Below are 15,393 nucleotides of genomic sequence, written 5' to 3' on the forward strand. Positions count from 1 at the left end.
CCCTTTCCGGAGCTCACGGTAAATGCCAACCCGCTGCGGATTCTGCGCGCGGCAGCACCCGAATTATCAGGGATACGTGTAGGGTGGAGATGTACAACCGTCGGACTGTGTAGCACTAGGCTTGTTTCAGACGCTTCATCTCGTCCACAGACGCCGGTTGATTCCTCCTCCTGACTGAGTGCTTGAGTACCAGCAAGCAGGACGCGTCCGTCGCGACTTCGCCATCATTGGGCCGAACTCGCTGGACACTGGAGTGGTCAGCCACTTCCATGACGCACCTGACACCGACCGTGAGAAGTCGTGTGTGCCGAACGCCGTTTCCGGCAGCCCGGAAACCGACGGTACTACATGAAAAGAATGCTGATTAACGCAACTCAACCCGAAGAGTTGCGTGTTGCACTGGTAGACGGCCAGCGCCTCTACGACCTGGATATCGAATCCGGTGCACGCGAGCAGAAGAAGGCCAACATCTATAAAGGCCGGATTACTCGCATCGAACCAAGCCTTGAGGCTGCCTTTGTCGATTTCGGCTCCGAGCGCCACGGCTTCCTGCCCCTCAAAGAAATCTCCCGCGAATACTTCAAGAAAGCCCCTGAAGGCCGCGTCAACATCAAGGACGTCCTGAGCGAAGGCCAGGAAGTCATCGTCCAGGTCGAAAAAGAAGAACGTGGCAACAAGGGCGCCGCCCTGACCACCTTCATCAGCCTGGCCGGCCGTTACCTGGTCCTGATGCCGAACAACCCGCGTGCCGGCGGTATCTCCCGTCGCATCGAAGGCGAAGAGCGCAACGAACTGCGTGAAGCCCTCAACGGCCTGGTTGCCCCGGCCGACATGGGCCTGATCGTGCGCACCGCCGGCCTTGGCCGCAGCAGCGAAGAAATGCAGTGGGACCTTGATTATCTGCTGCAGCTGTGGACCGCCATCAAGGAAGCCTCGCTGGATCGTTCCGCGCCGTTCCTGATCTACCAGGAAAGCAACGTCATCATCCGCGCCATCCGCGATTACCTGCGCCAGGACATCGGCGAAGTGCTGATCGACAGCGTCGAAGCCCAGGACGAAGCCCTGACCTTCATCCGCCAGGTGATGCCGCAATACGCCAGCAAGATCAAGCTCTACGAAGACAGCGTTCCGCTGTTCAACCGTTTCCAGATCGAAAGCCAGATCGAGACCGCTTTCCAGCGCGTTGTCGAACTGCCGTCCGGCGGCTCCATCGTCATCGATCCGACCGAAGCCCTGGTATCCATCGACATCAACTCGGCGCGCGCCACCAAAGGCAGCGACATCGAAGAAACCGCCCTGCAGACCAACCTTGAAGCGGCCGAGGAAATCGCCCGTCAGTTGCGCCTGCGCGACATCGGCGGCCTGATCGTCATCGACTTCATCGACATGACCCCGGCCAAGAACCAGCGCGCCGTGGAAGAAAAGGTCCGTGAATGCCTGGAAGCAGACCGCGCCCGCGTACAGGTTGGTCGCATCTCCCGCTTCGGCCTGCTTGAAATGTCCCGTCAGCGCCTGCGTCCGTCCCTGGGTGAAAGCAGCGGCATCGTCTGCCCACGCTGCAATGGCACCGGCATCATCCGTGACGTCGAGTCGCTGTCTCTGGCGATCCTGCGCCTGATCGAAGAAGAAGCCCTGAAAGACCGCACCGCCGAAGTCCGCGCCCAGGTGCCGATCCCGGTGGCGGCGTTCCTGCTCAACGAAAAACGCAACTCGATCACCAAGATCGAACTGCGCACCCGCGCCCGCATCGTGATCCTGCCGAACGATCACCTCGAGACGCCGCACTTCGAAGTCCAGCGCCTGCGCGACGACAGCCCGGAAGCCCACAACAACCAGTCCAGTTACGAGATCGCCGCTGCCGCTGCCGAAGTGGAAGAAGTCCAGCCGGCTGCCGCCACCCGCACCCTGGTTCGCCAGGAAGCCGCCGTGAAGACTGCTCCTGCCCGCGCCAATGCTCCGGTTCCGACCGAAGTCGTCGCACCGGCACCGGCACCGGCTCCGGTCGCTGCGCCTGAGCCAAGCCTGTTCAAGGGCCTGGTGAAGTCGCTGGTCAGCCTGTTCGCGACCAAGGAAGAGCCTGCCGCACCGGCCGTGGTTGCCAAGCCTGCCGCCACCGAGCGTCCTGCCCGCAACGAGGAACGTCGTAACGGTCGCCAGCAGACCCGTAACCGCAACGGCCGTCGTGATGAAGAGCGCAAGCCACGCGAAGAACGTGCACCGCGTGAAGAACGCGCACCACGTGAACCCCGTGAAGAGCGTCAGCCTCGCGAAGCCCGCGAAGAAGTGTCGACCGTAGCCCGCGAAGAGCGCGCACCACGTCCGCCACGTGAAGAGCGTCAACCCCGCGCTCCGCGTGAAGATCGCAAGCCCCGTGGCGAGCGTGAAGAACGTGTTCGCGAACTGCGCGAGCCTCTGGATGCCGCCCCGGCCGCTGCCGCCACCGCTGAAGAGCGTCCGGCCCGCCAGCCTCGCGAAGAGCGCGCACCGCGCCCTCCCCGTGAAGAGCGTCAACCACGCGCCGAGCAAGCTGCCGCCGCTACCAGCGAAGAGGAAGTGCTGAACGCCGAGGAGCAGTTGCAGGAAGACGGCCAGGACAACGCCGAAGGCGATCGTCCACGCCGCCGTTCCCGTGGCCAGCGTCGTCGCAGCAACCGTCGTGAGCGTCAGCGTGATGCCAACGGTAATGTGATCGAAGGCTCGGAAGAGTCCGAATCCACCGAGGCGCCAAGCGCAGCCGATCTGGCCGCCGGCTTGGCCGTGACCGCGGCAGTTGCCAGCAGCACCATCAGCGCTCCAGCCGAAGCCCAGGCCAATGAACAGGCCGAACGCGCTACCGCTGCAGTGGAAGATGCGCCGGTTGAAAAGCCAGTGGTCGAAGCCACTACCCCGATGGAAGCGACTGCTTCGCCAGAAGTGGAAGTTGCACCGGCGCGTGAAGCCCAGCCTGAAGCCGAAGCTGCCGCCGAGCCTGCACCGGTCGTCGAACAATCGGTGGTGGTCGCTGAACCTGCTGTTGAAGCGCCTGTTGAAATGGGTTCCGAGGAAAAAGCACCGGAACCTGTACGTGAAGAGCAGACAGCCTTCAACTGGAACCCGGAACCTGCCGCACCGGCGCCGGTGGTCGAGCCGGAGCCGACGCCAGAGCCTGTCAAGGCAGCCGAGCCTGCAGTGGTCGAGCCAGCGCCAGTGGTCGAAGCCCCTGTGGTTGCCGAAGCACCGGCCCCGGTCGAGGAGCCTGCACCCGCCAGCGCCTTGACCGCGAACGGCCGCGCTCCCAACGATCCGCGTGAAGTGCGTCGTCGCAAGCGTGAAGCCGAGCGTCTGCAGAAGGAAGCCGAAGAGGCTGCCGCCCAGGCATCCGCTGCCGCGCCGGCCCCAGCAGTGGAAGTGGTCGAGGCAGCCCCTGCCCCGGCGACTGAAACCGCAGCCGAGCCTGCCCCGGTCGAATCGACGCCGGTGACCAACGAAGCTCAGCCTTCCGCTGAAGCTGAAGAAGTCACACCGCATCGCGCCCCAATGGAAAAAGAGCACGAGCCCAAACCTCACGCCTGATTTCATCGCCCAATAAAAAGCCCCGCCTGGTAATGCCAGGCGGGGCTTTTTATTTTGGGTCGAATGTCAGATCGCCATCGCGAGCAGGCTCGCTCCCACAAGGGATTTGCGGCGATCACCAATTCTCAACCCGCCACAGAACCTGTGGGAGCGAGCCTGCTCGCGAATGCGGTAGGTCAGTCGATGACGATGTTTGAAGTACCTCCGCTTCGCGAGCAAGCCCGCTCCCGCTGGGATTTGCGGCGATCACCAATTCTCAACCCGCCGCAGAACCTGTGGGAGCGAGCCTGCTCGCGATAGCGGTGGTCCAGTCGACATCAATGTTGTTGCTGGAAATTCAAAGCTTCAGGCACATCCACATCCCAAACCACCCCAGGATCGTCCACGGCGATCTCGACCACTCGCGCCCCGGCAAACAGCACCTTGGCGCCGCGATCGCCGCTCAGCGCCATCAATTTCGGGCCAAATCCGCGACCAAACCCAACGGGATGCCCATATTCACCCGCAAGCACCGGCACGCAGATGCCATCCTCGCGAATACCCGCCGCCACCCGTTCAATGCTTGATGGCAGGATAAATGGCATGTCCGCCAGCGCAATCAACCAACCATCGAGGTCCGGGCATGCCTGGACGCCCGCCGCAATGCTGTCGCCCAGGCCAGGGGAGTCCAGCTCGACGACATCGCATCCATAGGCCTGGGCCATGCGAATGGCCTGTGGACGTCCCCCGCGGGTCACCAGCACACGCTTTTCCAGGGAGGCAGGCAGATTCACCAGCACCTGCTCGATCACCGAGCGGACGGCACCGTCACGCCCCGTGCAGTCAGCCAATAACTTGTCCTTGTCGGGACCGGCAACCTGACGAAAACGGCTGCCCAGTCCGGCCGCGACAATGATCACGCCAATCGATCCACTCATGCGCCCTCCTTGCCTCTAGTGGCGCCTTACAACGGCTTTTTCTGCCGCAGCTCGACACCATTCTTGATGGCCACGATTTCGGCCAGCAGCGACAAGGCGATTTCCGCCGGGGTGTGGCTGCCGATGTGCAGGCCGATCGGACCATGCAGCCGCTCGATGGCCTGTGCTGACAAGCCTAGCTGAAGCAGATTGTCCCGGCGCTTCTGGCTGTTGATCCGCGACCCCAGGGCCCCTACATAAAAAGCCGGGGAATCCAGGGCGGTCAGCAAGGCCATGTCGTCCAGGCGCGGATCGTGGGTCAGAGCAACGATTGCCGTGCGCTCGTCGGTCCGGATATTCAGCACCGCCTCATCGGGCATCCCCGAGACGAAGCGGCCGTGCTGTTCCTCCCAACCGTAGACGAACTCCTTGCGCGGATCGCAGATCAGCACTTCGAAGTCCAGCAACCGGGCCATTTCCGCGACATAGCGCGACAATTGCCCGGCACCGATCAACAGCAGCCGCCAACGCGGCCCGTAGATGGCGCGCAGGGTCTGGCCGTCGAAAACCAGCACATCGCTCTTGCTGGCGGGCGTCAACACTACATGGCCGGTGGCAATGCTCAACTCACGGGCGACAATCTGATGGGCTTCGCAACGCTCCAACAGGTCGGCCACCCATTGTGGATCACCGACCCGCTCTTCCGTCAGGCGCAGGGTACCGCCACAGGGCAAGCCGAAGCGCGCCGCCTCCTCGCGGGTGACGCCGTAGGTGATCATCTGCACCGGCGGACCGTCCGCCGGAATGCGGCCATCGTGCAGCCGGGCGATCAGGTCATCCTCGACACAACCGCCCGACACCGAACCGATCACCACGCCGTCTTCGCGCAAGGCGAGCATCGCCCCCGGAGGCCTCGGCGCGGTACCCCACGTCTGGACCACCGTGAACAACACCACGCGCTGCCCGGCGCTGCGCCATTGCAGCACGCTACGCAGGACGTTCAGGTCAACGCTGTCCATCAGGCCTTCGCCTGCTGCCAGCCTTGCAACTGATCGCGTACCGGCAGGTTGCGGATACGCTGGCCAGTGGCCGCGAAAATCGCGTTGCACAACGCCGGCGCAATCGGCGGTACCCCTGGCTCACCGACGCCGCCCAATGGCACCTCGCCCGGCGGCGTGACCAGGTGCACCGCTACTTCCTTGGGAGCCAGGGACATGCGCGCCACTTCGTACATATGGAAGTTGTCCTGCTGGACCTTGCCGTCCTTGAAACTGATCTCCCCCACCATCGCATTGCCCAGGCCCATGACGCAGGCGCCTTCGAACTGGGAACGGATGCGCTCAGGGTTGATCTGCGGGCCGCAGTCGACGGCGATATTGGCCTTGTGCACGATCACCGTGCCGTCCTCCTTGACCTCTACCTCGATGGCAGCCGCCACGTAGGTGACGAAGCTGTAATGCACCGCCAGTCCGATGCCACGACCCTTCGGCAGCTTCTGCCCCCAACCGGCCGCCTTGGCAGCGGTTTCCAGTACGGTGCGGATCCGCGCCGTATCGATGGGGTAACGCTCTGGGGATTCACCGTAGTTCCACTCTTCATTCAAGGTACGCGGGTCGATCTTGCGATCAGGGCCGAGCAACTTGAGGTGATACTTCAGCGGATCCTGCCCGGCTTTGTGGGCCAATTCGTCGATAAAGCTCTGGATGGCAAAACCGTGGGGAATGTTCGACACCGAGCGGTACCAGCCCACCCGGGTGTGGGCCACCGCTTCGGGGTTCTCCAGCCGCAGGTTGGGAATCGCGTAGGCCATGTTGGTCACGCCCATGCCCACTTCGAACGGCGCTTCATGAACCATATTCGGCGCGAACAGCGCAGTGATGCTCGGGGCGACGGTGCGATGCAGCCAGCCGGACGGCATCCCGTCCCGGTTCAAGCCGGCCTTGAGGTACTCGGCCGATACGGTGTGGAAGTACGAGTGATGAATGTCATCCTCGCGGGTCCATTGCACCCGGATTGCCTGGCCCGCAAATTCCTTGGCCAGCACCGCCGCCTCGACGACGAAGTCGGGCTTGGACTTACGGCCAAAGCCGCCACCCAGCAGGGTGATATTGATCGTGACCTTGTCGAAAGGGATGCCCAACCGTTCGGCGACGCGCTCGCGGGTCACCTGGGGCGCCTGGCTCGGCGCCCAGGCTTCGCACTGGCCGTCCTTGAACCGGGCAACGGCCACCATCGGTTCCATCGGCGACTGGGACAGGTGCGGCAGGTAATACGAGGCTTCCAGAGTCGAATCGGCCTTCGCCAGGGCATCGTCGAGGTCGCCGGTGCTGCGCAGGACTTTTCCGGGCTTGAGGGCTGCGGCTTCGAGTTCCTTGCGATAGGCGACCGAGTCATAACCGGCGTTCGGACCGTCATCCCACTGGATTTTCAGCGCATCGCGCCCCTTGATTGCGGCCCAGGTGTTCTTCGCCACCACCGCCACGCCCCCGAGGGGCTGGAACTCCGAAGGCAGCGGACGCCCTTCGATCTGCACCACCTTGAGCACGCCCGGGACCTTCAGCGCCGCGCTGTCGTCCACGCTCCTGACCTTGCCGCCATAGACCGGCGGACGCGCCACGACAGCGTAAAGCATGCCGTCGAAGTGCACATCGGCACCGAACACGGCGCGACCGTTGACGATGTCGGCACCGTCGATGGCCCGGCTCGCTTCCTTGCCGATGTAACGAAACTCGGCAGGCTGCTTGAGGCGCAAGCTGTCACGGCCCGGCACCGGCAAGACGCTGGCAGCGGCGGCCAATGCACCGTAGCCCAGTTTCCGACCGGAAGGCTGGTGCACCACGTTGTGCAACTGGGCGTGGCACTCACCCACCGGGACATTCCATTGGGCCGCGGCGGCCTGCTCCAGCATGGTCCGCGCTGCGGCGCCGCAACGGCGCATCGGTTCGTACCAGTGGCGCATGCTGCGCGAACCGTCGGTGTCCTGGTTGCCGAAACGCGCCTCATCGGCAGGCGCCTGTTGTACCTTCACCAATGCCCAGTCGGCGTCCAGTTCATCGGCCACGACCATGCTGAGGCTGGTGCGCACACCCTGGCCCATTTCCGAACGGTTGCAGATCACCGTCACGCTGCCGTCGGCGGCAATGCTCACGTACACCTTCGGGTCATCGACCGCGCCATGGGGCATGCCCTCGGCACCGAATTTCTTTTCCTCGGCAAAGGCATCCGGCAGGCCCCAGGTGGCGGCCAACACCAGCACGCCGGTGGCGCTCGCGCCCTTGAGGAAGCCGCGTCGGCTGAGATTGCTCAGCACGAAATCATTGGGCAGACGGCTCATGCCTTGGCCTCCTTCAAGTGGGTGGACGCCTGGCGGATCGCAGTCTTGATCCGGTTATACGTGCCACAGCGGCAGATATTGCCGACCATGGCCTCCTCGATCTGCTCATCGCTCGGGTTGGGATTGCTCTTGAGCAACGCAGTGGCGGACATGATCTGCCCGCCCTGGCAGTAACCACACTGGGCCACGGCGGTGTCGAGCCAGGCCTGTTGTACGACCTGGCCAACCGGGTCGGCATGCAGCCCGTCGATGGTACTGACGTTCTGCCCCTGCACCGAGCCGATCGGCGTGATGCAACTGCGCGCCGGAGCGCCGTCGATATGGATGGTGCACGCGCCGCACAGGCCCATGCCGCAGCCGAATTTGGTGCCGTTGTACCCAGCGACGTCGCGGATAGCCCACAGCAGCGGCATGTCCTCGGTCACATCCAGTTGATGGTCTTGTCCATTGAGTTTCAGGGTAATCATGGGCACGCCCGCATAGTTATCGAGTTATGGGGTCGAGCAATCTGCCGCTTGGGTAACGGTTCGGTATCGCAGACTGGCTCAGGCTGATCGGGCTCTCTTATCCAGACACGCAGGTGTCTGCACCGGGCCCTCCACGGTGCATAGGGTCGCATCGTCAGCAGATTAAATTAACCCAGGTTCAAGCAAAACGCCCTGCACAATCCTGCACAAATGATGCTTGTGCGAGGTTGTACAGGGCGTCCCGGTTCATGGCGAACCCTGACTCAGTAGCGGTTGGGCTCCATTTCCAGGTCAACCTGGAAACGTTCGGCAATATCTTTCTGAATACGCTGGGCCAGGTCCAGCAATTGGAGGCCAGTAGCCTGGCCGTAGTTGACCAGCACCAGCGCCTGCAACTTGTGCACGCCGGCATCGCCCTCACGAAAGCCCTTCCAGCCGGCACGCTCGATCAGCCAGCCCGCGGCGATTTTCATCTGGCCCGCAGGTTGTGGATAAGCCACCAGGTCGGGGTATTGCAGCTTGAGTTGCGTAACGTGCGCGGCCGGCACCAGCGGATTCTTGAAGAAACTGCCGGCATTGCCCAGCACGGCCGGGTCCGGCAGTTTCTCGCTGCGGATGCTGCAAATGGCCCGGCTGACATCGAAGGGTGTCGCCTGGTCAATGCCTTGCTCGGTCAACCGTTGACGGACCGGGCCATACTCCAGGTGCAGATGGGCGGCGCGACTGAGGGCGAAACGCACCCGCAGGATCAACCAGCGACCCGGTTGCTGCTTGAACAGGCTGTCGCGGTAGGCAAAACAGCATTCCTCGAGGGTGAAATCCCGCAACTCGCCGGTGTGACGATCCAGGGCGGTGAGACCGACAAAGACATCCTTGATTTCCACGCCATAGGCGCCGATGTTCTGCATCGGCGCGGCGCCCACCGTACCGGGGATCAGGCTGAGGTTCTCCAGCCCTGCCCAGCCTTGCGCCAACGTGTGCTGGACGAAAGGATGCCAGGGTTCTCCGGCCTCGGCCTCGATCACCACTCGCTCACCCTCATCGCTCAACAGGCGGATGCCACGGCTGGCCATGCGCAGCACCAGGGCATCGATGTCGCCAGTCAGCAGCAAATTGCTGCCGCCACCGATCACCAGCAGCGGCACCTCGTGCCCGGCGGCGTAGGCCAGCGCCTCGCGCACCTGTGCATCGTCGTGGGCCTCGGCGAACAACCGGGCCTTGACGTCCACGCCGAAACTGTTGAAAGGCTTGAGGCTGACGCCGGCCTGGACCTGCAAGCTCATAGCCGTCCCTTCAATTCGATCACCAGGCGATCCGTGGCGCGCTCGATCAGGTCCAGGACCTGCTCGAAACCCTGCTCGCCGTCATAGTACGGATCCGGTACGTCATCGACGCCGGCCTCGTAGCGACGCAGGAACAGATCCAGTTCAGCCCGGCCATCGGCCGGCTGCAGGGCCTTGAGATTGCGCAGGTTGCTGCTGTCCATCGCCAGGATCAGGTCATAGGCGGCGAAATCGGCGCGGCTGACTTGCCGGGCACGCTGGGCCGACAAATCATAGCCGCGCCGCAGGGCCGCGGCCTGGCTGCGCTGGTCCGGCGGCTTGCCGACGTGCCAGTCACCGGTACCGGCGGAGGCCACTTCTACCTGCCCGAGCAGCCCGGTCTCGCGCAGCTTGTGTCGCAGGATGCCTTCGGCGGTGGGCGAGCGGCAGATGTTGCCGAGGCAGACGAACAGAACCCGCATCAGGCCTCCAGCAGGCGACGGACGCGCTCAAGGTCTTCGACCGTGTCGACGCCGGTTGGCGGCGCAATCAACGCATCGGCCACATGGATCCGCACACCGTGCCAGAGCGCGCGGAGCTGCTCCAGGGCCTCGGTGTTTTCCAGCCAGCACGGGCCCCAGGCGACGAAATCCTGGAGAAAACCGGCGCGGTAGGCATAGATGCCGATGTGGCGACGGTATGGCACGCCTTCTGGCATGACGTCACGGGTTTGAGCGAACGCATCTCGAGCCCAGGGCAGCGTAGCGCGACTGAAGGTCAGCGCCAGGCCGTTCAGATCGCTGATCACCTTGACCACGTTCGGGTTGAACAGGGTCTGCACGTCCTTGATCGGCTCGGCCAGCGTGGCCATGCGCGCTTCGGGATGGGCCGCCAGGTTGGCCGCGACCTGGTCGATCACACTGGGCGGGATCAGCGGTTCGTCGCCCTGCACGTTGACCACAATGGCGTCAGGTTCCAGACCCAGTTTCGCGGCGACTTCCGCCAGGCGATCAGTACCGGAGTTGTGATCTTCGCGGGTCATGACCACCTCGGCGCCGAAGCCCTCGCAGGCCTCGACGATGCGCAGGTCGTCCGTCGCCACCACCACACGCTGGGCGCTGCTCTTGCAGGCCTGTTCCCACACGTGCTGGATCATCGGCTTGCCGGCGATCGACAATAACGGTTTGCCGGGCAAGCGCGTCGAAGCGAAGCGCGACGGGATCACAACGGTGAAGACGACGCTCATTTATCCAGGCGCTCATCGGTGGTCAGGGTCCGGGCTTCGCTTTCGAGCATCACCGGGATGCCGTCGCGAATCGGGTACGCCAGGCCGGCGCCCTTGCTGATCAGCTCGGTCTTGTCGGCGCTGAGCTTGAGCGGGCCTTTGCAAACCGGGCAGGCCAGGATGTCGAGCAGTTTGGTGTCCATGGAATTTCCCCTGGATAAGGTTTTTAAGGTAATAGCCGATCCGGCAACAGGCGCATCAACTGCGTATCGAACCAGGCCTCGAAGGCCGGTGAAGGCGCGGCGTCCACTGCCAGGTACCACCAGTCGGGCGCGGCGAAGGCACGGCATTTCACCGCGTCCTTTTCCGTCATGACCACCGGCAATGGCGGTGTGAAATCCAAGGCCTCGACGCTGTATTCGGCATGGTCGGCAAACCCGTGCGGTATAGGCCGCCAGTGTAGCGTTTCGAGGGTCTTGAAGAAACGTTGCGGATTGCCGATACCGGCCACGGCGTGCATGGCCTGGCCGGACGAAAAATGGTCGAGCGGGCGTCGTTCGCCACTGGCCAGATTCACCAGGGCGGTGGGTCGCAACTCGAAGGCAAAGCCGTCATCACGGTCGGCACTGGCGCCGTTGTACAGCACCGCATCCACCGACTGCAGGCGCTCGACCGGTTCGCGCAACGGACCGGCAGGCAGGCAGCGCCGGTTGCCCAGCCCGCGGGCATTGTCGATCAACACCAGTTCCAGATCGCGCGCCAGCCGGTAGTGCTGCATGCCATCATCGGACAGGATCAGGTCCAGCGGTTCCGACACCAGCAGTGCCTGGACCGCGCGGCTACGGTCCGGGTCGATCATCAGCGGCACGCCGGTGCGCTGGACGATCAGCAACGGCTCGTCGCCGGCGATATCGGCGCCCTGCTCGGCCTCGACTCGCCACGGCAATTGCGGCGGCTTGGCGCCATACCCCGGCTGACCACGCCAACCCGCAGGCCACAACGCTGGCAATGCTGGATCATCCACAGGATCATCGGCGTCTTGCCGGTGCCGCCCACGGTAATGTTGCCCACTACCACCAGCGGCACGGGTGGCTGATAGATATCGCCCTCACCCGCCAGGAAACGCTCGCGCTTGCCGACCACCACGCGCCGGTACAGCCACTCCAGTGGTCGCAACAGCGTCAGGGCCGGGTGACCGTCGTACCACGCGGCGAGCAATCGATCGGACATGGCCATCAGGGTGCGGGCGCCGCCTCGACCGTGGTCATGCGCAGCTGGCTGAAGCCGAGCTTGCCGGCCGCGTCCATGGCGGTGATGACCGATTGATGGGGCGTCTTGCCATCGGCACTGATGGACAACGGCAGGTTGGTGTCGCCGCCGGACTCCTTCTGCAACACCTCGATCAGGGTCGCCAGGTCGCTCTTGGGCAACAGCTGGTTGTTCACCGAAATCGACCCGTCTGCGCTGATGGTGATTTCCAGGCTCTTCAACTGCTGGTCTTCGGCTGGCGAACCGCTGACCGCCTGCGGCAGTTCCACCTTGAGCTGGGTTTCCCGGGTGAAGGTGGTGGTCACGACAAAAAACAACAACAGGATGAACACCACGTCGATCAGCGACGCGAGGTTGATCTCGATGTTTTCCCGTGGTTTGCGGCGGAATTTCACTTCTTGCTCCCGGCCAGGTCCACGTCACGATCGCCCTGCACCACCTCGACCAGTTTGATGGCCTCCTGCTCCATGCCCACCACCAGCTCGTCGACGCGGCGCTGCAAGAACCGATGGAAGAACACCGACGGGATACCCACCATCAGGCCCGCGGCGGTGGTGATCAGGGCCTTGGAGATACCACCGGCCAGCGCCGAGGCATTGGTGCTCACGCCGGCCCCGGTAAAGGCGCTGAAAATGTCGATCATGCCCAGCACCGTACCCAGCAGGCCCAGCAACGGGGCCATGGCAGCGATGGTACCAAGGGCATTGATGTAGCGCTCCAGCTCATGGATGACCCGGGCCGCGGCCTCTTCGATGCACTCTTTCATGATCTCGCGACCATGCTTGGAGTTCGCCAGGCCGGCCGCCAGGATCTCGCCCAACGGCGAACTGGCCCGAAGCTCCTTGAGCTTGTCCTTGTTCAGTTGCTTGTCCTTGATCCAGACCCAGACCTGCCCGAGCAAATGCTCCGGCGTCACGCGGCTGGCCCGCAGGGTCCACAGGCGTTCGGCAACGATACCCAGTGCCGCGATGGAACTCAGAATGATCGGCAACATCATCCAGCCGCCGGATTTGACCAATTCCCACACAGTGACTGCCCCCTCGAAAAAGTGCGCCACTTTATCATAGAGACTCGCCATGGAGGCCCCGCCCCGCCGATAACTGCGCCGGGAAGCGACCTGGGTCAATGTCCGGCTCATGGCCCCGCAGGCGGCGGGTCGCGCCAATAGCGCCGGTGGCCGGCCTGGGAATCCGGCCGCTCGAAGGCCCCCAGTTGCAGACGAATGGCACCTTGTTCGGCACTGTCGTAGATGGCCATGCCCAATCGTCGATACCGGGCCATTACCTGGGGATGGGGATGGCCGAAGGCGTTGCCTTGGCCTCGGGAGATTAATACCGAATGCGGCTTGAGGCGCGACAGCAACGCCATCGACGATGAACTGCGACTGCCATGATGGGGCGCGGCCAGCCACTGGGTCGGCACCGCCAGTGGGCCATCGAGCAAGGCCCGTTCGGCACGGGTATCGATATCGCCAGTCAACAACAACCGCTCGCCGTTGGCCTCGACCAGCAGGACGCAGGATTTCTGGTTGCTTTCAAGGGCCGATGACCATTGCCACACTTCGAAGCGCACGCCGTCCCATTCCCACTGTTCGCCGCTGTCGCAGCCCTCGGCTCCAAGGGCGACGGACAACGCGGCCGGATCGCCGCTGATCACTCGCAGCGTTGCCAGCCCGTTGCGCACGGCCTGGGCACCACCGGCGTGATCGGCATCGGCATGGCTGAGCAGCATCAGGTCCAGCTTCTGCACATTCAGCTTGCGCAAGGTCGGCAGCACGACACGCTCGCCCGCATCGGCATCGCCAAAGCGGGGCCCCGCATCGTAGAGCAGGCTGTGATGACGGGTGCGCACCAGCACCGCCAGCCCCTGGCCAACGTCCAGTTGCCAGACCTCCGCTCGCCCTGGTGGCACTTCTTCCCGTGGCGCGAACACCATCAGCAGCAACATCGGCCAACCCAGCACACGCAGCGGTACGCCCTTGGGCAGTAACAGCACGACAGCACCGAGCGCGGCGATGCACCACGCCCACGGGGGGACCGGAACGGGGACCCAGGCCGGCATCCGCCCGGCCACCAGCGCGAGCCCCTTGAACAGCAGATCGAGCAATCCGCCGGCGATCCATAGCAACGCTTCACCGATGAACGGCACCGACAGCAATACCGTGCCGAGCAATGCCAACGGCAACACCAACAGGCTGATCCAGGGCACCGCCAACAGGTTTACCAGCGGCCCGCTGAGACTCACCGGCAGGCCCAATATCAGCAACAACGGGCACAGCCCGAGCGCCACCAGCCACTGGGCGCGGGTCCAGGTTTGCCACCAGCGCCAGGGCCCCAGACGCCCACCGAAGGTGAACATCAGTACCGCGACCGCGGCAAATGACAGCCAGAACCCCGGCCGCAGGCTGGCCAAGGGATCGAACAACAGCACCCCATCGAAGGCCAGCAGCCACGACCACCAGGGATCGGGATGCTTGAAGCGCAAGCGCCACAGCAGCACCAGGCCGATCATTGCGCAGGCCCGCCGCACCGGCACCTCGAACCCGGCAAGCAAGCCGTAGCCCAGGGCCGCGATGAAAGCCAGGGCACAAGCCCAAGGCAACCACGGCAGACGTCCCGGCCACAGGCCGTAACGCGCCGCGCCGGCCACCAGCAGGTACATCAGGCCGGCGAGCAGGCCGATGTGCTGACCGGAAATCACCAACAGATGGACCGTGCCGGTGTCTTGCAACACCTGCCAGTCTTCACGGCTCAACCCGCCGCCATCGCCCAGGACCAATGCCATCAGCGCACCGGTGCGGCCTTGAGCATCGACCTGCGCCAGTGCCTGGCGCACCCCGTCGCGCCAAGCGCCCTGGGCCGATTGCAAGCGACGGCCGTCCTTGACCGTACCGGTTGCGCCAATACCCCGACTCAACAGCCAGGCTTCATGGTCGAAACCGTGGGGGTTCAGCAGTCCGGCGGGCCGCTTGAGCTTCACTGCCACCCGCCAACGCTCGCCACTGCTCACCGGCGGCCCCCCGAACCAGGCCAGGCGCATTGATGTCGGTAGCCGGGTGCGACGCGATCGGGCCTCGACCAGATCGAAGCGCACCACGCCTTCACTGTATTGCGGCAGACCGATGACACGCCCTTCGACCCAGCGGGTTTCGCCATCCAGCGCGAGAGGCAGACGTTCGTCCAACGCGGTTTGCGCCGACAGGCAGGCCCAGGCCAACCCCAACAGGAAAAAACCCAGCGGATACGCTCGAAACGGCAGCACCATCAGCGCCAATATCGGCATCGCTGCGACCAGCCACAACGGCGGCAACGCCGGAAAGAAAACCGGGGCCACCAGCCCCAGTGCAAGCGCAACCCACCCTGTGCGCATAACCCATCCTTGAGAGTTT

General features: G+C 64.0%; 12 protein-coding genes and 1 pseudogene. 1 reads left to right on the forward strand and 12 read right to left on the reverse strand.

The genetic code is table 11. The annotated features are described in order from the left end of the window. Positions 1–348: 348 nt before the first annotated feature. The gene (gene rne / locus LOY35_RS19970) at positions 349–3,552 is read left to right on the forward strand and encodes a ribonuclease E (protein WP_258626049.1); all 3,204 of its coding nucleotides are present in this window, start codon (positions 349–351) and stop codon (positions 3,550–3,552) included. Positions 3,553–3,869: 317 nt separating this feature from the next. Here the strand turns inward: rne and LOY35_RS19975 are convergent, their stop codons facing one another. The 12 genes and pseudogenes from LOY35_RS19975 to LOY35_RS20030 all read right to left on the reverse strand — a co-directional run bounded on the left by LOY35_RS19975 (position 3,870) and on the right by LOY35_RS20030 (position 15,374). Next, positions 3,870–4,469 carry a nucleotidyltransferase family protein gene (locus tag LOY35_RS19975; protein ID WP_258626051.1) on the reverse strand — a complete coding sequence of 200 codons (600 nt, stop codon included), beginning with the start codon at positions 4,467–4,469 and terminating at the stop codon, positions 3,870–3,872. A gap of 26 nt (positions 4,470–4,495) precedes the next feature. Continuing rightward, complete coding sequence (locus LOY35_RS19980; RefSeq protein WP_258626053.1) at positions 4,496–5,467, reverse strand: XdhC family protein; 972 nt, start codon at positions 5,465–5,467, stop codon at positions 4,496–4,498. Continuing rightward, positions 5,467–7,782 carry a xanthine dehydrogenase family protein molybdopterin-binding subunit gene (locus tag LOY35_RS19985; protein ID WP_258626055.1) on the reverse strand — a complete coding sequence of 772 codons (2,316 nt, stop codon included), beginning with the start codon at positions 7,780–7,782 and terminating at the stop codon, positions 5,467–5,469. Before LOY35_RS19985 ends, LOY35_RS19980 begins: the two co-directional genes overlap by 1 nt. Continuing rightward, positions 7,779–8,249, reverse strand: coding sequence for a (2Fe-2S)-binding protein (locus LOY35_RS19990; RefSeq protein ID WP_055127035.1), 471 nt, complete (start codon positions 8,247–8,249; stop codon positions 7,779–7,781). Before LOY35_RS19990 ends, LOY35_RS19985 begins: the two co-directional genes overlap by 4 nt. Before the next feature lie 263 nt (positions 8,250–8,512). Then, positions 8,513–9,532: a UDP-N-acetylmuramate dehydrogenase gene (gene murB, locus LOY35_RS19995; protein ID WP_258626071.1), complete on the reverse strand. Its 1,020-nt coding sequence runs from the start codon at positions 9,530–9,532 to the stop codon at positions 8,513–8,515. Then, a complete protein-coding gene (locus LOY35_RS20000) occupies positions 9,529–9,993 on the reverse strand; it encodes a low molecular weight protein-tyrosine-phosphatase (RefSeq protein ID WP_258626073.1) in 465 nt (154 codons plus the stop codon). Before LOY35_RS20000 ends, murB begins: the two co-directional genes overlap by 4 nt. Then, positions 9,993–10,757 carry a 3-deoxy-manno-octulosonate cytidylyltransferase gene (kdsB, locus tag LOY35_RS20005; protein ID WP_258626081.1) on the reverse strand — a complete coding sequence of 255 codons (765 nt, stop codon included), beginning with the start codon at positions 10,755–10,757 and terminating at the stop codon, positions 9,993–9,995. Before kdsB ends, LOY35_RS20000 begins: the two co-directional genes overlap by 1 nt. Then, positions 10,754–10,939, reverse strand: a complete 186-nt coding sequence (locus LOY35_RS20010) for a Trm112 family protein (protein ID WP_003179363.1) — start codon at positions 10,937–10,939, stop codon at positions 10,754–10,756. Before LOY35_RS20010 ends, kdsB begins: the two co-directional genes overlap by 4 nt. A gap of 23 nt (positions 10,940–10,962) precedes the next feature. Continuing rightward, a pseudogene (gene lpxK, locus LOY35_RS20015) lies at positions 10,963–11,972 on the reverse strand (tetraacyldisaccharide 4'-kinase). Next, positions 11,972–12,400: a biopolymer transporter ExbD gene (locus LOY35_RS20020; RefSeq protein ID WP_258626083.1), complete on the reverse strand. Its 429-nt coding sequence runs from the start codon at positions 12,398–12,400 to the stop codon at positions 11,972–11,974. Before LOY35_RS20020 ends, lpxK begins: the two are co-directional and overlap by 1 nt. Then, positions 12,397–13,032, reverse strand: coding sequence for a MotA/TolQ/ExbB proton channel family protein (locus tag LOY35_RS20025; protein ID WP_258633689.1), 636 nt, complete (start codon positions 13,030–13,032; stop codon positions 12,397–12,399). The genes LOY35_RS20020 and LOY35_RS20025 overlap by 4 nt, the downstream gene beginning before the upstream one ends. A gap of 107 nt (positions 13,033–13,139) precedes the next feature. Continuing rightward, positions 13,140–15,374 carry a DNA internalization-related competence protein ComEC/Rec2 gene (locus LOY35_RS20030; RefSeq protein ID WP_258626084.1) on the reverse strand — a complete coding sequence of 745 codons (2,235 nt, stop codon included), beginning with the start codon at positions 15,372–15,374 and terminating at the stop codon, positions 13,140–13,142. Between the last annotated feature and the right edge of the window lie 19 nt (positions 15,375–15,393).

Source organism: Pseudomonas sp. B21-028, assembly GCF_024749045.1.
In the GTDB taxonomy this organism is placed as follows: Bacteria; Pseudomonadota; Gammaproteobacteria; order Pseudomonadales; family Pseudomonadaceae; genus Aquipseudomonas.